This window comes from Geodermatophilus sp. SYSU D00705 (genome assembly GCF_054050135.1).
The window spans coordinates 1-18247 of sequence record NZ_JBJGYT010000018.1 but is presented as its reverse complement, the minus strand read 5'-3'; the positions used below and the strand labels follow the sequence as shown (position 1 = coordinate 18247).

The 18247-nt window shown below is 73.3% G+C and carries 18 protein-coding genes; 6 read left to right on the top strand and 12 right to left on the bottom strand.

Annotated features, from left to right (window positions below):
- The first annotated feature begins 76 nt into the window (after positions 1–76).
- The gene (locus ACI78Q_RS14985; protein WP_456924196.1) at positions 77–244 is read left to right on the top strand and encodes a hypothetical protein; all 168 of its coding nucleotides are present in this window, start codon (positions 77–79) and stop codon (positions 242–244) included.
- 65 nt (positions 245–309) lie between these two features.
- On the opposite strand, the gene ACI78Q_RS14980 is transcribed toward ACI78Q_RS14985, so the two are convergent.
- The 5 genes from ACI78Q_RS14980 to ACI78Q_RS14960 all read right to left on the bottom strand — a co-directional run bounded on the left by ACI78Q_RS14980 (position 310) and on the right by ACI78Q_RS14960 (position 6553).
- Positions 310–990: a CoxG family protein gene (locus ACI78Q_RS14980; protein WP_456924195.1), complete on the bottom strand. Its 681-nt coding sequence runs from the start codon at positions 988–990 to the stop codon at positions 310–312.
- Positions 987–3407, bottom strand: a complete 2421-nt coding sequence (gene cutA / locus ACI78Q_RS14975) for an aerobic carbon-monoxide dehydrogenase large subunit (RefSeq protein WP_456924193.1) — start codon at positions 3405–3407, stop codon at positions 987–989. The genes ACI78Q_RS14980 and cutA overlap by 4 nt, the downstream gene beginning before the upstream one ends.
- A complete protein-coding gene (locus tag ACI78Q_RS14970; RefSeq protein WP_456924192.1) occupies positions 3404–3922 on the bottom strand; it encodes a (2Fe-2S)-binding protein in 519 nt (172 codons plus the stop codon). Before ACI78Q_RS14970 ends, cutA begins: the two co-directional genes overlap by 4 nt.
- A complete protein-coding gene (locus ACI78Q_RS14965; RefSeq protein WP_456924191.1) occupies positions 3919–4794 on the bottom strand; it encodes an FAD binding domain-containing protein in 876 nt (291 codons plus the stop codon). The genes ACI78Q_RS14970 and ACI78Q_RS14965 overlap by 4 nt, the downstream gene beginning before the upstream one ends.
- Positions 4795–5071: 277 nt before the next feature.
- On the bottom strand, positions 5072–6553 hold the full coding sequence (locus ACI78Q_RS14960; protein ID WP_456924190.1) for a uracil-xanthine permease family protein: 1482 nt from the start codon (positions 6551–6553) through the stop codon (positions 5072–5074).
- A 177-nt stretch (positions 6554–6730) separates the two neighbouring features.
- Here ACI78Q_RS14960 and ACI78Q_RS14955 point away from each other — a divergent pair, with 177 nt between their 5' ends.
- Together ACI78Q_RS14955 and ACI78Q_RS14950 are read left to right on the top strand one after the other, a co-directional pair.
- Positions 6731–8233: an FdrA family protein gene (locus ACI78Q_RS14955; protein ID WP_456924189.1), complete on the top strand. Its 1503-nt coding sequence runs from the start codon at positions 6731–6733 to the stop codon at positions 8231–8233.
- A 73-nt stretch (positions 8234–8306) separates the two neighbouring features.
- A complete protein-coding gene (locus ACI78Q_RS14950) occupies positions 8307–9719 on the top strand; it encodes a DUF1116 domain-containing protein (protein ID WP_456924188.1) in 1413 nt (470 codons plus the stop codon).
- Positions 9720–9800: 81 nt separating this feature from the next.
- On the opposite strand, the gene ACI78Q_RS14945 is transcribed toward ACI78Q_RS14950, so the two are convergent.
- On the bottom strand, positions 9801–10568 hold the full coding sequence (locus tag ACI78Q_RS14945; RefSeq protein ID WP_456924187.1) for a DUF2470 domain-containing protein: 768 nt from the start codon (positions 10566–10568) through the stop codon (positions 9801–9803).
- 69 nt (positions 10569–10637) lie between these two features.
- Here ACI78Q_RS14945 and rpsD point away from each other — a divergent pair, with 69 nt between their 5' ends.
- A complete protein-coding gene (gene rpsD / locus ACI78Q_RS14940; protein WP_456924186.1) occupies positions 10638–11240 on the top strand; it encodes a 30S ribosomal protein S4 in 603 nt (200 codons plus the stop codon).
- Positions 11241–11322: 82 nt separating this feature from the next.
- On the opposite strand, the gene pcaD is transcribed toward rpsD, so the two are convergent.
- The 6 genes from pcaD to ACI78Q_RS14910 form a co-directional block, all read right to left on the bottom strand.
- Positions 11323–12084 (bottom strand): 3-oxoadipate enol-lactonase, encoded by a 762-nt coding sequence (pcaD, locus tag ACI78Q_RS14935; protein WP_456924185.1) that lies wholly within the window; start codon positions 12082–12084, stop codon positions 11323–11325.
- Entirely contained in the window at positions 12081–12572 is a 492-nt protein-coding gene (locus ACI78Q_RS14930; protein WP_456924184.1) for a nuclear transport factor 2 family protein, read from the bottom strand. The genes pcaD and ACI78Q_RS14930 overlap by 4 nt, the downstream gene beginning before the upstream one ends.
- Positions 12569–12856: a muconolactone Delta-isomerase gene (gene catC, locus ACI78Q_RS14925; RefSeq protein ID WP_456924183.1), complete on the bottom strand. Its 288-nt coding sequence runs from the start codon at positions 12854–12856 to the stop codon at positions 12569–12571. The genes ACI78Q_RS14930 and catC overlap by 4 nt, the downstream gene beginning before the upstream one ends.
- A 75-nt stretch (positions 12857–12931) precedes the next feature.
- Positions 12932–13855: a catechol 1,2-dioxygenase gene (gene catA / locus ACI78Q_RS14920; protein ID WP_456924182.1), complete on the bottom strand. Its 924-nt coding sequence runs from the start codon at positions 13853–13855 to the stop codon at positions 12932–12934.
- A gap of 34 nt (positions 13856–13889) precedes the next feature.
- The gene (locus ACI78Q_RS14915) at positions 13890–15494 is read right to left on the bottom strand and encodes a 4-hydroxyphenylacetate 3-hydroxylase family protein (protein ID WP_456924181.1); all 1605 of its coding nucleotides are present in this window, start codon (positions 15492–15494) and stop codon (positions 13890–13892) included.
- A gap of 84 nt (positions 15495–15578) precedes the next feature.
- Positions 15579–16145: a flavin reductase family protein gene (locus tag ACI78Q_RS14910; RefSeq protein ID WP_456924180.1), complete on the bottom strand. Its 567-nt coding sequence runs from the start codon at positions 16143–16145 to the stop codon at positions 15579–15581.
- Positions 16146–16271: 126 nt separating this feature from the next.
- Here ACI78Q_RS14910 and ACI78Q_RS14905 point away from each other — a divergent pair, with 126 nt between their 5' ends.
- Together ACI78Q_RS14905 and ACI78Q_RS14900 are read left to right on the top strand one after the other, a co-directional pair.
- Positions 16272–17063 (top strand): IclR family transcriptional regulator domain-containing protein, encoded by a 792-nt coding sequence (locus ACI78Q_RS14905; protein ID WP_456924179.1) that lies wholly within the window; start codon positions 16272–16274, stop codon positions 17061–17063.
- Positions 17064–17119: 56 nt separating this feature from the next.
- Entirely contained in the window at positions 17120–17914 is a 795-nt protein-coding gene (locus ACI78Q_RS14900; RefSeq protein ID WP_456924178.1) for an SDR family NAD(P)-dependent oxidoreductase, read from the top strand.
- Positions 17915–18247 lie beyond the last annotated feature (333 nt).

Here is an 18247-nt window from a genome sequence, read left to right as displayed (position 1 = left end):
GTGTGCGGTCCCGGCCGGGGGCGGCGCCGGACGAGCCGGGCTGGGTGAAGGCGGCGATGGACTTCCGGCTGACGCCGTGCCGCGGCGGACGGAGCTGAGCTCGGAGACCCGCGTGGTGGCCACCGATCCGGCCGCGCGGCGGCGCTTCGCCCGCTACTGGCAGGTCATCCGGCCGGGCAGCTCCGCGATCCGCTGGGAGCTGCTGGCCGCGGTGCAGCTGCGCGCGGAGGCCCGCGCCTCGTGACGGACACACGCCGAGGGCCCCCTCGACCCGATCGAGGGGGCCCTCGCCGTGTGTCCGGGTGAGCGTCAGCCCCGGCGGCGGCCCAGCAGCCAGCCGACGAGGACACCGAGCAGGGTCAGCCCGGCGCCGCCGAGCGCCCCGGTCACGAGCGTGCGGACGTCGGAGGCGGCCGGAGCCGCAGCCGCGGCCCGGCCCGCGAAGACGGTGGGTGCGGCGGCCGGAGCCGCGGGAGCGACGGCGGGCACCCCGGCAGCGGGAGCGGGCGCCTCAGCGGCAGGAGCGGCAGCCGCCGGCGCGGGAGCGGCCACCCCGGTCAGCTCGTCGTCGATCGCCTTGAAGAACTGCCCGGCCATCCGCTTGGCGACGCCGCTGATCATGCGCTGGCCCACGCCCGCCACCGGCCCGCCGATCACGGCGTCCGCGGAGTAGGTGAGCGTCGTCGTCCCGGAGTCGGCGGGCTCGAGGTTGATCGTCACCGTCGCCCGCGCGTTGCCGGGCGCCCCCGCGCCGGAGGCGTGCATCACGTACGACGTCGGCCGCTGCTGGTCGGAGAGGCGCACCTCGCCGGCGTAGGTGCCCTTGATCGCCCCGACGCCGACCGAGACGTTCATCCGGTACTCGTCGTCCCCGGTGCGCTCCAGCGACTCGCACCCCGGGATCGTGCGCGCCAGCACCGCCGGGTCGGTGATGACCGACCACACCTTCTCCGGGTCGGCGTGCAGCACCGCAGAGCCGTCGAGGTTCACGCAGACACTCCTGTCCTCGCCCGGCGCGCGGCCGCAGCGGTCTTCTCCGAATCGGGGGATCGCATCAGGTCGTACAGCTGGGTGGGCGAGATCGGCATCGCCGCGATGCGGCGTCCGGTCGCGTCCTCGATGGCCGAGGCGATGGCCGCCGTCCCCGGGATGACGCCGGCCTCGCCGGCGCCCTTGAGGCCCAGCGGGTTCAGCGGTGAGGGCGTCTGCTGGTGGTCGATCACCACGTCCGGGATCTCGGACGCGTACGGCATCAGGAAGTCCATGAACGAGGCGTTCTGCAGCTGCCCGGAGTCGTCGTAGGCCATCCGCTCGTACAGCGCGCCGCCGATGCCCTGCGCGACGCCGCCGTGCACCTGGCCCTCGACGATCATCGGATTGACGATGTTGCCGCAGTCGTGGACCACCGCGTACTTCACGACGTCGATCTCCCACGTCGTCGGGTCGATCTCCACGATCGCGGCGTGCGCGCCGGAGGCGAAGGTCGACCGGATCGGCGAGTAGTAGTCGCGGTGCTCCAGGCCCGGGGCGTCGCCCTCGGCCACCGGCGGCTTCGTGTCGTCGTGCGTGGCGAACTGGGTGGCCTGCTTGGCGGCCTCGTCGAACGCGTAGCGCAGTGGGTTGGACAGGACGGCGACCGTCCGCAGCGGGATGGACGCCCCGGGGGTGCCGCGCACCTGGACGACGCCGTCCTCGATCTCCAGGTCGCCGGGGTCGGCCTCCAGGACGTCGGCGGCGATCCGCAGCGCCTTCTCGCGGACGCCGCGCGCGGCCAGGGCGATCGCGTTGCCGCTCATCACCGCCGCCCGCGAGGCGAACGTGCCGACGGCGTAGCCGAAGCGCCGGGTGTCGCCGGTGGTCACCTCGACGTCCTCGATCGGCACCCCGAGCTCGGACGCGACGATCTGCGCGAACGCGGTCTCGTGGCCCTGTCCCTGCGAGGTCAGCCCGGTCGAGACCAGCACCTTGCCGCTGCCGAGCACCTGCACGTGCCCGCCTTCGTACGGGCCGGGCCCGGTGCCCTCGACGTACAGCGCCATGCCGACGCCGAGCAGCCGGCCGCGGGCCTCGGCGTCCGCCCGCAGCGACTCCGCCTCCGACCAGCCCACGAGCGTGCGCAGCTTGTCCAGCAGACCCGGGTAGTCGCCGGAGTCGTAGATGACCGGCCGGCCGTCCTGGAACGTCAGCTTGTGGTCGTACGGGAACTGCGAGGGCTGGATGAGGTTCCGCTCCCGCACGAGCGCGCGGTCCAGGCCGAGCGCGTCGGCGATGCGGTCCATCGTCCGCTCCATCGCGTAGCAGCCCTGCGGCCGCCCGGCGCCGCGGTACGGCGTCACGATGACGGTGTTGGTGAAGACGCTCTCCACGATCACCCGGTACACCGGGATCACGTACGGGCCCACCAGCTGGGTCGCCGTCACGATCGGCACGATGATCCCGTAGGGCGTGTACGCGCCGTTGTCGTGCCAGATGTGGACGTCGAGGGCGGTGATCCGGCCGTCGTCGTCGTACCCGACGGTGATCTCCTGCCGCTGCTGGCGCTCGTGCGCGCTGGAGATGAAGTGCTCGCGCCGGTCCTCGGCCCACTTCACCTCCTGGCCCAGCGCGATCGCGGCCATCGGCACCAGCAGCTCCTCCGGCCACGGGTGCACGATCTTCACGCCGAAGCCGCCGCCCACGTCGGGCGCGACGACCTCGACCTTGTCCAGCGGCAGCTGCAGTTTGGCGGCGATCGCCGCGCGCACCGACGTCGAGGCCTGGGTGCTGGTGTAGACCCGCAGCGAGCGGTCGGCGGCGTCCCACCGCGCGTGCACGCCCTTGCCCTCCATCGGCATGCAGGCGCTGCGCTCGATGTACTGCGTGAACGACAGCGTGTGCGGGGCCTTCGCCAGGGCCGGCTCGACGTCCCCGGTCTCCTGGTGGTGGCGTGCGGCCACGTTGTCCGGGACGTCGGCGTGGACGGCGACCCTCGCCTCGCGGGCGGCGTCCACCCCGACGACGACCGGCAGCTCCTCGTACGTGACGACGATCCGCTCGGCGGCGTCCTCGGCCACGTACCGGTCGGTGGCCACCACCATGACCACCGGCTCGCCCACGTGGTTCACCACGCCGTTGGCCAGCGGGTAACCGGTGCGCGGGGCGGTCAGCTGCGGGTGGGGGATCAGCACCGGCAACGGCTCGGCGAGTGGGCCGGAGAGGTCCTCGTAGGTGTAGATCGCGACCAGGCCCTCGACGTCCAGGGCCGCCTCGACGTCGATGTCGACGACACGGGCGTGCGCGTGCGGACTGCGCACGAAGGCGGCGGCCAGGGCGGTGTGCCCGATGTCGTCGAGGTAGCGGCCCCTGCCGGTGATCAGGCGGGCGTCCTCGCGCCGGCGGACCGGCTCGCCGAACAGCTTCGTCGTCACCGGTCACCCTCCATGGCCGCGGCGGCGTGGCGGACGGCCTTCTTGATGTTGGCGTAGCCGGTGCACCGGCAGAGGTTGCCGCCGACCATCTCGTCGACCTCCTCCTCGGTGAGCTCGGCCGACGCGTCCCGGTTCTCCAGCCCCGCCTTGATCGTCATGAGGAAGCCAGGCGTGCAGAAGCCGCACTGCAGCGCGTGGCACTCGCGGAAGGCCTCCTGCACCGGGTGCAGCACCTGCCCGCCCTGGTGGTCCTCGCGGGCCAGCCCCTCGACGGTCTCCACCTCGGCGCCGTCGACCTGGACGGCGAGCACCAGGCAGGAGCGCACCGGGGCGCCGTCCACCAGCACCGTGCACGCCCCGCAGACGCCGTGCTCGCAGCCGACGTGGGTGCCGGTCAGCCCGAGGTCGTGGCGCAGCGCGTCGGACAGCAGCCGGCGCACCGGCACGGTCGCCTTACGCGGCACCCCGTTGACGGTGATCGTGACGGTCCGCTCGGTGTCGACGGAGACGGTCATGCGTCGGTCCTCTCGGCTGCCTCGGCTGCGGCCTGGCCCAGGGTTCGTTCGGTCAGCACGCCGACCAGCAGGCGTCGGTACTCCGCGCTGGCGTGCAGGTCGCCGTCCGGCTCGACCAGCGTGCGGGCCAGCTCGCCGGCCGCGGACCAGTCGGCCTTCTCCACCGGCTGGCCGGTGACGGCGTCGGTCAGGTCGTGCACCTCGGGCACCAGCCCGACGGAGATGTAGGCCGCGCGGGCGGCCGACACGCGACGGGAGCCGTCGAGCGTGACGACGACGCCGGCGCCGCAGACCGCGTAGTCGCCCTTGCGGCGGGCGACCTCGGCGAAGGCGGTGCCCGAGCGCTCGGGCAGCGCCGGGAAGAAGGCGGAGGTGACCAGGGACGGCCCGGACAGCGAGGTCTCCAGCGGTCCGACGAACAAGTCGCGCCACGGCACGGTCTCGACACCGCCGGGCGTGGCCACGGTGACCGAGCCGTCGGTGAGGGCGAGGACGGAGGTCATCTCGCCGGAGGGGTCGGCGTGCGCGATCGAGCCGACCGTCGTCCCGCGGTTGCGGACCGCGGGGTGGGCCACGTTCGCGGTGGCGCGGGCCAGCAGCGGCTGGACGCCCGCGGCCGCGTGGTCGTGCAGGAGGGTGGCGTGCCGGACGAGGGCGCCCACCCGGACGCCGTCCCCGGTGACCTCGACGGCGTCGAGGCCGGGCACCCGGTTGATGTCCACCAGCGTGGCCGGCGCCGCCAGCCGCATCGACAGCAGCGGCAGCAGCGACTGGCCGCCGGCGAGGACCTTGGCGCCGTCCTCCGTGGCGAGGACCTCGAGGACCTCCTCCAGCGTGCGCGGGTCGGCGTACCGGAACGGGGCGGGCTTCACCGGGCGCCGATTCCCTGACCGCGACCGCGGTGCGACGTCTGGTGCAACGCCACGAGTGCCTCCTCTGTCGTACGGGTCCGGGTGGAGGTGCCGCTCAGGAGCGGTGCTGGCCGGAGATCCGAATGTTTCACGTGGTCAGCCGGGACGGAAGTACCTCAGCGCTAAATTGTCTCCCCTCCTGTGAGGAGCCCGCGAACGAGGAGGGGACCCCGCCGGCAACCGGCGAGGTCCCCTCCGTCGAGCGGTGGCGCCGGGTGCTCAGGACCCGGCGCCGGCGTCACTTCTCGATCCGGTTCTCGCCCGGGGTGCGCGAGCCCGGGATCCCGGGGCGGCCGACCTCGTCCACCGACGACGGGTCGGGGGTGACCTCGTCGCCGTGCACGTGTCCGAAGGTGGAGGCGGCAGCCGGGTGGACACCCTCCCGGAGCAGCGCCTCCTTCATCTCGGCCGGTGCGATCGCGCGGGCGATGTGCCAGCCGGCCACGGCGACGATGGTGCCGAGGGCGATCCCGCCGAGTGAGAAGTTGTCGCTGAAGACCATCGTGACGTTGCCGATCGCGATGATGATCCCGGCGGCCAGCGGCACGAGGTTGATCGGGTTGGCGAAGTCGACCCGGTTCTCCTTCCAGATCTTCGCGCCGAGCAGGCCGATCATCCCGTAGAGGACGACGGTGATGCCGCCGAGCACGCCACCGGGGATGGCGTTGATCAGGGCGCCGAACTTCGGGCAGAGGCCGAGCAGGATCGCCACGATCGCGGCCACGTAGTACGCCGCGGTCGAGTAGACGCGGGTGGCCGCCATGACGCCGATGTTCTCGGCGTAGGTCGTCGTCGGCGAACCCCCGACCGCCGAGGCGACGACGGTGCCCACACCGTCCGCGGCGATGGCGCGGCCCATGACCGGGTCGAGGTCCCGCTTGGTCATCGCGGCGACCGCCTTGACGTGACCGGTGTTCTCGGCGACCAGCGCGATGACGGCGGGCAGCACCAGCAGGCTGAAGTTCAGCGAGAAGCTGGGTGCGGTGAAGTCGGGCAGCCCGATCCACGGCGCGTCACCGACCGCGGCGATGTTCACGAGGCGGTCGTGGGTGGTCGCCTCCGTCGCGCCACCGAGCACCGAGGTGATCGGACCGGCCGTGACGTCGAGCAGCCACGAGAGCAGGTAGCCGAAGATCAGGCCCAGCAGGATGGAGATGCGGGCCCAGAAGCCGCGCAGTGCCAGCGAGGCGACGATGACGAAGGCCATCGTGGCCAGCGCGACCCACTGGTCCTGCGGCCAGTAGATGCCCGCGACGACCGGCGCCAGGTTGAAGCCGATCAGCAGCACCACGGCGCCGGTGACGGCAGGCGGCAGGATCGCGTGCAGGAACCGCACGCCGGCGAAGTGGATGAGCACGCCGATGAGGGCCAGGATGACGCCGGAGACCAGGATCGCGCCCACGACGTCGCTGGAGTCGCCCCCGGCCGCGCGTACCGCGACGACGCCGCCCACGAACGAGGCGCTGGTGCCGAGGTAGCTCGGCACCTTCCCGCTGACCATGAGCAGGAAGATGATCGTCGCGACGCCGCTCATCATGATCGCGAGGTTCGCGTCCAGCCCCATGACGAGCGGGAAGACGAAGGTCGCACCGAACATCGCGACGACGTGCTGCGCGCCGATGCCGATGGTGAGCGGCCACGACAGCCGTTCGTCAGGGGCGACGGCCTCCCCCAGTGGCGGGGTCTTGCCGTCCCCGTAGAGCTTCCAGCTGAACGCCATGAGTGCCTCCTCGATGTGCACCACAGACCGGGCCGGCAACCGGATGATGGCGTGCCCCGGCACCAGATTGGGCGCCAATGTGTCACCGCAGGTCAGCCGGCGGAAGTACCTCAGTGCTAAATCGTTATTGCACGAGATGTCTTAACGCTGAGGCAACATGCGGGTACGGTTCGCGGGGTGACCGCCCCATCCGACGCCGGAGCCCGGCACGTCTCCCTCCGCAGCGGCGTCTACGCCGACTCGGTCAAGTTGATGCAGGTCAGCCGTGACATCGGCGCCCGCGACGGCGTCTCCGCCGTCCTGGTCGCGATGGCCACCCCGCTGAACCTGGAGCTGGCCCGGAACATGGGCCTCGCCCCGGAGGGCGACGTCTCGCCCGACCAGCTCCTCATCGCGATCACCGCCGTGGACGACGACGTGCTCGGCGCCGCGGTCGCCGCCGTCGATGCCGCCCTCACCGCGCGCGAGCGGGCCGGCACCACCGCCGACGCCATCCCGGCGCGCACCATCGGCGCGGGCCTCGACGCCCTGTCCACCGACGGGTCGGCGCTGGCCATCGTCAGCGTGCCCGGGCAGTACGCCGTCGCCGAGGCCGCCGACGCGATCGCCGCCGGCCGCAGCGTGCTGGTCTTCTCCGACGGCGTGCCCGTCGAGCACGAGGTGGCGCTCAAGCGGGCCGCGCACGACGCCGGCGTCCTGGTCATGGGCCCCGACTGCGGCACGGCGATCGTCTCCGGGGTCGCCCTGGGCTTCGCCAACGTCGTCCGCCCCGGGCCGGTCGGGCTCGTGGCCGCCAGCGGCACCGGCGCCCAGCAGGTCTCCTGCCTGCTGGACATGGCCGGGATCGGGGTCAGCCACGTGCTCGGCGTCGGCGGCCGCGACCTCTCCGAGGCCGTCGGCGGCCTGGCCACGCTCGACGCGCTCGCCGCCCTGGACGCCGACCCGGCCACCGAGCGGGTGCTGCTGGTCTCCAAGCCCCCGGCGCCGTCGGTGGCCGCCGCGGTGTCGGAGGCGGCGGCGCAGCTGTCGGTCCCGGTCCGCTCCGCCGCCCTCTCCGCGGAGACCCCCGACCTCACCGCCGCCGTCGAGGCGCTGCTCGCCGACATGGGCGTCGCGGTGCCGGAGTGGCCGTCGCGCCCCGGCGACGGCGTCGCCGCCGCCCCGGGCGCGGTGCTCAAGGGCCTCTACTCCGGCGGCACCCTCGCCGACGAGGCGATGCTGCTGGCCGCGCCCGTACTCGGCGACATCCGCTCCAACACCCCGCTGCGCCCGGAGCTCGATCTCGGTACGGACCTGTCCGCCCCGGGCCACGTCGTCATCGACTTCGGGGACGACGCGCTGACCGTGGGCCGCGCCCACCCGATGATCGACCCGACGCTGCGCCTGGAGGCCCTCGCCGGGGTGGCCGCCGCCGACGAGCCCGCCGTCCTCCTGCTGGACGTCGTCCTGGGCTACGGGGCGGACAGCGACCCCGCCGCCTCCCTCGTGCCGGCGCTGACCGCCGCCCGCGAGGCCTCGGCCACCCCGCTGCCGGTCGTGGTCGCGCTGGTCGGCACCGAGGACGACCCGCAGGGCTGGGCCCGGCAGGCCGACGCCCTCTCCGCCGCCGGCGCCGCCGTCTTCGCCTCCAACGCCGCGGCGACGCGGCACGCCCTCGACCTGCTGGGAGCTGCATCATGAGCGTGCTTGCGATCTCATCAATCGACGGAGCAGCCTGGCTCTCTCGTCCGACGAGCGCCAGCGAGGAGGACGCGTGAGCCTCGCCGACCTGCTCTCCGCCCCGCCGGCGATCGTCGCGGCCGGCGTCGACGTCTTCTCCGACGCGCTGCGCGCCCAGGGCGCCGAGGTGCACGACGTCGACTGGCGCCCGCCGGGCTTCGGCGACCCCGCCGACCTCGCCGCGCTCGCCCTCGACCGCCGCCGGGCCGCCGCCAACCGGACCGCCGTGGAGCGGGTCATGGCCGCCGGCTCCCAGCTGGTCGACGTCCGCCCGGCCCGTGAGGTGCTCGGTCTGCCCGACCGCATGCTGCTGCACGCCGGCCCGCCGATCGGCTGGGCCGACGCCAGCGGGCCGCTGCGCGGCGCGCTGATCGGCGCCTGCCTGTTCGAGGGCTGGGCCGACACCGTCGAGGAGGCCGAGCGGATCCTCGCCGCGGGCGAGATCACCCTCGACCCGTGCCACCACCACCGCGCCGTCGGGCCGATGGCCGGGGTGACCAGCCCGTCGATGTGGATGTGGTGCCTGCAGGACCCGGTCCACGGCGGCCAGGCGTTCTCCAACCTCAACGAGGGCCTCGGCAAGGTGCTGCGGATGGGCGCCTACAACGACGAGGTCATCACCCGGCTGCGCTGGATGCGCGACGTGCTGGGCCCGGTGCTGCAGAAGGCGGTGCGGTCGATGGCCGAGCCGCTGGACGTCAAGGCGATCCTCGCGCAGATGCTGCAGATGGGCGACGAGGGGCACAACCGCAACCGCGCCGGCTCGCTCATGACCCTCCGCGAGCTCTCCCCGGCCATCGTCGCGGTGGAGGGCGTGCCGTCGTCCGACATCGCCGCGGTGCTCACGTTCGCCGGCGGCAACGAGCACTTCTTCCTCAACCTCGGCATGCCGACGGCGAAGCTGGCCATGGACGCCGCCCGCGACATCCCCGGCTCGTCGATGGTCACCGTGATGGCCCGGAACGGGACGGAGTTCGGCATCCAGACCGCCGGCACCGGCGACCGCTGGTTCACCGGCCCCGCCAACACCCCGGTGGGCCTGTTCCTCGGCGACTACGGCCCCGAGGACGCCAACCCCGACATCGGCGACTCCGCGATCATGGAGACCTACGGCGTCGGCGGCTTCACGATGGCCGCGGCGCCGGCGATCGTCCGGTTCGTCGGCGGCACCGTGCCCGACGCGCTGGCCACCACCGAGCGGATGTACCAGCTGACCCTGGCGGAGAACCCCGCGATGCAGGTGCCGATCCTCGGCTTCCGCGGCTCGCCGACCGGCATCGACGTGCTCAAGGTGGCGCGCTCGGGCTGGCTGCCGCAGATCAACACCGGCATGGCCGGCCGGGTGGCCGGCACCGGCCAGGTCGGCGCCGGGCTGGTCCAGCCGCCGCAGCAGTGCTTCGAGCAGGCGCTGCGGGCGCTGGCCGAGGAGACCCGCACCGCGGCCTGACGCACCCGCCCCCTCCTCGAGATCGGCGGTCTCGTGGCGATCGACCGCTGATCGCCACCAGACCGCCGGTCTCGCGCGTGCTCATGCCCGGGCGCAGGCCAGCAGGCGGTCGACGGCGGCGGCGAACTCGCCAGGGCCGGCCAGCGGTGCAGGGAACGGCGTCCGCAGGTCGTAGCAGCCGCGCCGGTGCTCCACGCGGAACACGACGCCGAAGCGGTCCACGCCGAGCAGGTGGACGTCGTCGTCCCCGGTCCACGCCCGCACCCGGGCGCACAGCTCGGCCAGGGGACCGGCGGAGTCGGCGAGCAGGTCGGACTCCACCGTCCCGAGCGGGTCGGGGCGGGCCGCGGCGTACTCCTCCGGCGTGATCTCGGTGCAGCCGCCGCCCTCGTGCAGCAGGACCTCGGCGAGGTCCAGGCGCAGGAGCGTCGCGGTGAGGCCGACGTCGAGCAGCACGTCGGTGGGCTGCGCGGCGGCGAAGGCCAGCACCCGCTCGGGCTCGTCGCGGGCCGGCACCGGGGTGAGCCAGCCGGCCAGCTCCAGCCGTGCCCGCAGCGGGTTGCGCAGGGGGAGCGACGAACGGGACGTGACCGTGACCCGCGCGGGCAGGTCGCCCTCGGGCGCGGCGGTGACGGCGGCGGCCAGCCCGCCCGAGCGCGGGACGACGACGAGCACGTCCCCGTCGTCGGTGGTCGTGGCGGCCAGGAGCCGGCTGGTGCCGAGGCCGAGCGCGGTGAGGGAGGCGGCCGGCCTGGTGGCGACCGTGCGGGCCCGCTCGGCGGCGTCGGACGCGGGGGTGGAGCCGGCGTCGGCGGGCGTCCGGGGGACGGGACGGGGACCAGCGGTCATGGCTTCCTCGGGGTGGACGTCGGGGTGTCGAGCGGGAGTAAGGTGAGCCTAACCAAACCAGGAGGTCCCGTGAACACCCCGCGTCCGAAGATCCGGATCAGTCGCGCGCTCGGCATCCCGCTCACGCCGAAGGCCGTCCAGTACTTCGAGCGGCGTCCCTACCCGCCGGGCGAGCACGGCCGCAAGCGCCGCAAGGACAGCGACTACTCCACCCGGCTCAAGGAGAAGCAGCGGCTGCGGGCGCAGTACGACATCAGCGAGACCCAGCTGCGGGCGGCCTTCGACCGGGCCAGGCGCGCCGGCGGCAAGACCGGCGAGGCGCTGATCCAGGACCTCGAGTCACGGCTGGACGCCACGGTGCTGCGGGCCGGCTTCGCGCGCACCATCTACCAGGCCCGCCAGTTCGTCACCCACCGGCACGTGCTGGTCAACGGCCGGCGCGTGGACCGGCCCTCGTACCGGCTGCGGCCCGGGGACGTCGTGCAGATCGCCGAGAAGTCGCGCACCAAGGACCCGTTCGTCGTCGCGGCGTCCGGCGGGCACGCCACCGCGCCGGCCTACCTGGAGGTCCGGCTGGCCGACCTGGTCGCCCGCTACGAGCGGACGCCGGGCCGGGACGAGGTCCCGGTGGTCTGCGAGGAGCAGCTGGTCGTGGAGTACTACTCCCGCTGACCCCGGGCGCGAGACCGGCGATCTGGTGGCGATCAGCCGCTGATCGCCACCAGATCGCCGATCTCGCGCAGGGTCGAGCGGCTCAGGCCAGGTGGCCGCGCAGCGCGGCGTTCACCGTCTCCGGGTCGGTGGCGTTGGGCAGGTGGCCCGCACCCGTGACGACGAGGAACCGGGCGCCGCCGATGCCGTCGGCGATCAGCCGCACCATGTCCGGCGGCGTGGCGGGGTCCTCCTCGCCGGCCACGACCAGCGTCGGCGCGGTGATCTCGCCCAGCCGGTCACGGACGTCGAAGGCGCCGATCGCCTCGCAGCAGGCGGCGTAGCCCTCGTCGGGGGTGTCGCGCAGCATCTGCAGCAGCCGCAGCGCCTCGTCGGGGTTCTTCTCCGCCCAGGCCGCGGTGAACCAGGTGCCGGTGCGGGAGCCGACCAGCGTCTCGGTGCCGTGCTCGCGCACCTGCTTGGCGCGCACCGCCCAGGACGGCGGGTCGGCGAACTGCGCCGCCGAGGCGATGATCGCCAGCTTCTCCAGCCGCTCGGGCACGGTCAGGGCCAGCTGCTGGCCGATCGCCCCACCGATGGAGACCCCGGCGTAGGAGAAGCGGTCGACCCCGAGCCGGTCGAGCAGGGCCACCACGTCGCCGGCGAGGTCGGCCATCGTGCACGGGCCCGGGACGACCTCCGAGCCGCCGTGCCCGCGCAGGTCGTAACGGACCACGCGGAAGTCGCCGGCGAACGCGGTGGCCTGGGCGTCGAACAGTCCGGTGTCGGTGCCCAGCGACGGGCCGAGCACGAGGACGGGGGCGTCGTCCGGGCCGTCGACGACGGCGGACAGCTGTGCGGTCATGGGTGGACTCCCCTGGGGACGGCGGCGGCGCGAGCCGCCTCGAGGCTGAACCGGTGCTGGTCCCATCCAACCGTCAGCGGTGCCCAGTAGGAGAACCGGACCTGCTTGACCCGGTAGCGCCACCCCTCGCCGGTGCGCACCAGCTCGTCGCGGTACCGCCCGGCCGCCACGTGCGGGACGCCGTCGACGACGCACGGCTGCCACAGCAGGGAGCGCACCGTGGCCGCGTCGCCGGCCACCTCGACCTCCAGGTTGGAGACGTGGTGCCAGAAGGCGGTCAGCCCGCCGTCGGCCAGCCCGGAGAAGAAGGCCAGCAGGTCGGCCCGGCCGCTCACCCGGGACAGCCCGTCGAACACGCCGTCCTCGGTGAACAGCGCGACCAGGGCCGGCCAGTCGCCGTCGTCCAGCAGCCGGCAGTAGACCGCGTCGAGCCGGCGGATCTCCTCGACGTCCTCAAGCCGTCGCAGCCGCTCCTCGACGGAGCTCACGGGTTGGCGGAGAGGGCCGAGGGGTGCTCGGTCAGCGGCGTCACCGCGATCGTCATGAAGGGGAACAGCGGCAGGTTCCACAGGATGTCGTGCAGCTCGTCGGTGCCCTCCACGTCGAAGACGCTGACGTTGCTGTACGCGCCGACCACTCGCCACAGGTGCACCCACTTGCCGCTGCGCTGCAGGTCCAGTGCGCGGGCCTTCTCGGTGGTCACCAGCCGGGTGCGTTCCTCGGGGTCGAGGTCCCGGGGGATGGCGACGTCCATGCGCACGTGGAAGAGCATGCGGGGGCTCCTTTGCTGGGGTCGAGGGACGGACCCGGGCCGTGCGGGGGAACCCGCACGGCCCGGGTGGTGCGATCAGGCGGCCGCGGACCGCTGCTCGGGCTCCAGCACGAAGTCGTAGGTGACCGCCCGGGTGCCGTCGCCGGTGTCCTGCGGGTCGAGGACGAGTTCGGGCTTGGTCGCCTCGGCGACGTCGCTGTCGAGCCACTCGCCGCCGGCGAAGTACAGCTGCGTGGTGATCGTGCGGTGCCCGGGCGCGCGCACCAGCAGGTGCAGGTGGGCCGGGCGCCACGGGTGCCAGCCGGCGGCGGTGATGAGCTTGCCGGTCGGCCCGTCGGTCGGGATCTGGTACGGCGCGGGCTGGATGGTGCGGATCTCGAACCTCCCGTCCCCGTCGGTGACGACGACGCCGCGCAGGTTGCCGTCGGGGATGCCGGGGGCGAACCCGGAGTAGTAGCCGAGGTGGTCGGCCTGCCAGATGTCGACCTCGGCGCCGGCCAGGGGCGTGCCGTCGACGTCGCGGACCTGGCCGGAGAGGACCAGCGGCGTGCCCTGCTCGTCGTCGCGCATCGGCAGGGTGGCCCGTGCCGGCAGGCGCTTCTGGCCGGGGAGGTAGTAGGGGCCGAGGATGCTGCCCTTGGTGCCGGTCTGGGTGCGGGCGGCGACCTCCTCGACGACGTGCTCGACGAAGACGTCGAGGAACAGCGGCCACTCGCCGCCCTCGCCGACCTCGATCATCCAGGCCTTGGCGGCCTGGAACTCCGGATAGGTGACGTCGTGGTCGCGGATCGCCTGGTGCACACCGGCCAGGACGGCGGAGACGACGGCGCTGACCCGCTCGGGGGACACCGCCGCCGACCCCGAGTGGTACTGCTCGGTGGTCCGGAAGGAGGCGGTGGCGCTGGCGCCCGAGCCGGCCGCAGTCGGCGACGCCTGCTCGGTGGTGGCCCGGGCCGCGGGGATGCCGGCCTGCTGGGCGCTGGGGTCGGTCGTGGTCATGACACGTGCTCCTCGAGGTGGGTGGGGGTCGCGGTCAACGGGAACGGGAGAAGAAGGAGACGTCGTCGTTGCCGATGAGGTCCGGCACCGTCCAGCCGTCGAGGTCGTACTCGGCCAGGCAGGCCTCGGCCAGCCCCTTCATCGCGGTGGTCGTGCCCTGGGCCTCGGCGGCGAAGAGCAGCTCGGCCTTCACGTTCTCGTGGTTGCCGGAGTAGTTGCGCTCGTACAGCTCGTGCCGGCCGCCGAACTCGGTGCCGACCGAGTCCCACAGCGCCTTCATGACCTTGACCCGGTCGACGGCGTCGATGCCGTTGGAGCCGCGGACGTACTTGTCGAGGTAGGGCCGCACCTCGGGGGTCTTGAAGTCGACGGAGTGCGAGTTGAGATAGATCAGCCCGCTGGCGACGTCGGACTCGATGATCTCCTTGACCCGCGGATAGCCGTGGATCATGAACATGCGGTAGGTCAGCCCGTAGTCGAGCTTGGGCAGCAGCGTGCCGCCGACCCACTCGTCGGGGGTGTGGACCATCGCGTCGGTCAGCGCCCAGAAGACGTTGCGCCAGCCGATGACCTCACCGACGCGGGTCTGCACGCCGCGGAAGTCCTTGCTGCCGGTGGCCTCCAGGGCCTTCATGAGCAGGCCGGCGATGAAGTCGAGCTTGACCGCCAGGCGCGTGCAGCCGTGCAGCGTGAACCGGGGGAGGAACCCGGACACCGGGAAGAAGCCGTTGGTCTTCTCGGGGTCGCCGTAGAGGAAGACGTTCTCCCACGGCACCAGCACCTTGTCGAAGACGAAGATCGTGTCGTTCTCGTCCATGCGGCTGGACAGGGGGTAGTCGAACGGGCTGCCCATGACGGCGGCCTGCTGCGTGTAGCTGGAGCGGCAGATCAGCTTCACGCCCGGTGCGTCCATCGGCACCGTGCAGATGAGGGAGAACTCCTTCTTCTTGATCGGCAGGCCGTAGTGGGCGATGAAGTTGTAGTTGGTGATCGCCGACCCGGTGGCCACCACCTTGGCGCCGGAGACGATCAGCCCGGCGTCGGTCTCCTTCTCCACCTTCATGAAGACGTCGCCGACCTCGTCGGGCGGGAGGTTGCGGTCGACCGGCGGGTTGATGATCGCGTGGTTCCAGTAGAGGACCTTCTCCTGCGACTCCTTGTACCAGCGCTTCGCGTTGGCCTCGTAGGGGTCGTAGAACTGGCTGTTGGCGCCGAGCGTGCCGAGGAAGGCGGCCTTGTAGTCGGGGGCGCGCCCCATCCAGCCGTAGGTCATGCGCGCCCACGTCGCGATCGCGTCCCGGTCGCGGACCATGTCCTCCACCGAGTGCGGGGCGCGGAAGAACGGGTGGGTGAAGCCGCCGGAGCCGGTGTCGGTGGGCGTGGTGAGGACGTCCCGGTGGGCGGGGTCGTGCAGGGAGTCGTAGAGGCGGGCGGTCATCCGGACCGGGTTGCGGAAGGCCGGGTGCGTCGTCACGTCGGCGACGCGCTCGCCGTAGATCCACACCTCGCGGTCGTCGCGCAGGCTCTCGATGTACTCGTCGCCGGTCATCGGCCGCGTCGCCGTCGGCGTCCCGGCGTCGGGGGCGCCACCCTCGGCACCGCGGGGGCGGGGGACTTCGCGTTCTTGCTCGAGCGTCACAGGGGACCCTCCTTCGTCGGTGGAGCAGGGGACTGCGGCCGTGCGGTGGAACGGAGAGGGGGTGCGGAGGCGGCCGGGCGCGCGTCAGGACGCCGCGCGGTGCGGGCGCAGGGTGGTGAAGGACGAGCCGGCGTCGAACCAGCCCAGCTCCGGGCAGTCGAGGGAGCCGCTCCAGTGCACGCCGGTGGCCGGGGCGGCCAGCTCGCGGAACCGGCCGCCGAAGAACAGCAGCGGATCGCTGTCGGTGACGTCGAGGTCGACGACCTCGCCGATGACGATCAGGTGGTCGCCGCCGTCGTAGGTGCGCCACGGCCGACAGGAGATCGTGGCGGCGTTGCCGACCAGGACCGGCGCGGTGGGGCCCTCCGCCCACGCCGGCTCGGGGTCCTGCGGGCGGCCGGCGAAGTGCCACGCGGTGTCGAGCTGGCCGCTGGCCAGCACGTTGACCGCGAACGGGGCGCCCTCGAGGTACCTGCACGCCTTCGACTGGCGGGTGAGCGTCACCTGGCACAGCGCGGGTTCGAGGGAGACGGCGGTGAAGGCGTTGACGGTGGCGCCGTGCGGCACGCCGTCGTCCTTGGCGCAGGTGACGACGGTGACGCCCGTGGCGAACCGTCCGAAGGCGTTGCGGACCGTGCGTGAGTCGAGCATCCGTGCTCCTCCTCGCGGGATGGCGTACGCACTGCGTACGTGCTGTCCGCTCAGCGTTCAGGGAGTGTGCTCCGGGTCACGAACGACCGTCAACCCCCTCGTGCAGGAAGATGGGGGGTGATGGCGATGACCGGCGAGGGTGGCGACTCCACGAACGGGGACCGTGACGTCGTGCAGAGCCTCGAGCGCGGCTTCGCCGTCCTCCTGGCCTTCGACGCCGACCACCCCGAGCCGACCCTCGCCGAGCTCGCGCAGCTGACCGGCCTGTCCCGGCCGGCGGTGCGGCGCTTCCTGATCACCCTCGAGCGGATGGGGTACGTGCGCGGCGCGGGCGGGCGCTGGTCGCTCACGCCGCGCGTGCTCAGCATCGGCCAGCACTACACGGCGTCCAACGCGCTCATCGACCTCGCCCAGCCGCACCTGCTCAAGCTGGCCGAGGAGACCCACGAGTCGGCCTCGCTGGCGAACCTGGACGGCGACGAGGTGGTCTACGTGGCCCGGGTACCGGTGCGCCGGATCATGAGCATCAACGTCTCCGTGGGCACCCGGGTGCCGGCGTACGCCACCTCCATGGGGCGGGTGCTCCTGGCGTGGGCGCCGACGGAGGTCGTGGACTCGGCGCTCAACAGCCGGCCGCTGCGCGCGATCACGCGCCGCACGGTGACCGACCCGTCCGCGCTGAGGGCGGAGCTGGCCCGGGTGCGCGAGCGGGGCTGGTCGATCGTCGACGAGGAACTGGAGGCCGGCCTGCTGTCGGCGTCCGCGCCGGTCCGGGACCGCTCCGGGCAGGTGGTGGCCGCGCTGGCGTCGTCCACCTCCGCGGGCCGGTCGACGGTCGCCCGGCTGGAGCGGGAGGTGGTCCCGCTGCTGGTGGAGACGGCCGACCGGATCAGCGCCGACCTGAGCGCCCGGAGCTGACCGGCGGGCGTCCCGGCCGCCGGAACACCGGTCTGCGCGGCCGCCTTGGAAGCGGCGTGCGCATCGACCTCGGCGGCCGCACGGCCGTCGTCACCGGCTCCTCCCAGGGCATCGGGCTGGCCATCGCCACCGGCCTGGCGCGCGCCGGCGCCTCCGTCGTCCTCACCGGCCGGGACGCCGCCAGGCTCGACGCCGCGGCGGCCGGGGTGCGCAGCGGCGTCGACGGCGCGCGGGTGCGCACCGTGGCCGGCGACGTCACCACCGACGAGGGCACCGCCGCGCTGCTGGACGCCGTGCCGGACGTCGACGTCCTGGTCAACAACCTCGGGGTCTTCGGCGCGCAGCCGGTGCTGGAGATCCCGGACGACGAGTGGCGGCGCTACTTCGAGACCAACGTGCTGACCGCCGTCCGGCTGACCCGCGCCTACCTGCCCGGCATGCGGGAGCGCGGCTGGGGGCGGGTGCAGTACATCGCCAGCGACTCGGCGGTCGTCGTCCCGGCCGAGATGGTGCACTACGGCGTCACGAAGACGGCGCTGCTGGCGGTGTCCCGCGGCTTCGCCAAGGAGGCTGCCGGCTCCGGCGTGACGGTGAACTCGGTGATCGCCGGGCCGACGCACACCGGCGGGGTCGAGGACTTCGTCTACTCGCTGGTCGACCGCGCCCTGCCGTGGGAGGAGGCGCAGCGGGAGTTCATGCGGCTGCACCGCCCGCAGTCCCTGCTGCAGCGGCTGATCGAGCCCGAGGAGATCGCCCACATGTGCGTCTACCTGGCCTCGCCGCTGGCCTCGGCCACCACCGGCGGCGCGGTGCGGGTCGACGGCGGCTACGTGGACGCGATCCTGCCCTGACCCGTCCGGACGGCGCTCGACGCCATCGTCGCCCTGCCCGTGGAGGGCCTGTTCGACGTGCGGGTGGGGCCTGACGCGGGCCTGCGCCCGGGTCCAGTTCGAGGCGTGTGCCGGGTTGCCGTCACTCGCGCGGGGAGATGACGGCGTCGTGGCGCTGGGGGCCCGGTCTGTGCGCTGGGGCCCCGGTCTGTGCACACATCGTGGTCTCAGGGCCGCCGCGTCCACGGAGAGTGCACACAACGATGACTCCGCCGCCCCCGTCGCGTGGGATCCCCGGCGCGCGCGGCTCGGGGACACGGTCGCGTCGATCACGGGGTCGGTGCCGCCGGCGGC

Bases quoted from the DNA above. Each gene is read 5' to 3' on its own strand.
- ACI78Q_RS14910 (WP_456924180.1), bottom strand. From the start codon at position 16,145: ATGCTCGACTCACGCACGGTCCGCAACGCCTTCGGACGGTTCGCCACG.
- ACI78Q_RS14945 (WP_456924187.1), bottom strand. From the start codon at position 10,568: ATGACCGCTGGTCCCCGTCCCGTCCCCCGGACGCCCGCCGACGCCGGC.
- catC (WP_456924183.1), bottom strand. From the start codon at position 12,856: ATGCTCTTCCACGTGCGCATGGACGTCGCCATCCCCCGGGACCTCGAC.
- ACI78Q_RS14970 (WP_456924192.1), bottom strand. From the start codon at position 3,922: ATGACCGTCTCCGTCGACACCGAGCGGACCGTCACGATCACCGTCAAC.
- pcaD (WP_456924185.1), bottom strand. From the start codon at position 12,084: ATGACCGCACAGCTGTCCGCCGTCGTCGACGGCCCGGACGACGCCCCC.
- catA (WP_456924182.1), bottom strand. From the start codon at position 13,855: ATGACCACGACCGACCCCAGCGCCCAGCAGGCCGGCATCCCCGCGGCC.
- ACI78Q_RS14905 (WP_456924179.1), top strand. From the start codon at position 16,272: ATGACCGGCGAGGGTGGCGACTCCACGAACGGGGACCGTGACGTCGTG.
- ACI78Q_RS14960 (WP_456924190.1), bottom strand. From the start codon at position 6,553: ATGGCGTTCAGCTGGAAGCTCTACGGGGACGGCAAGACCCCGCCACTG.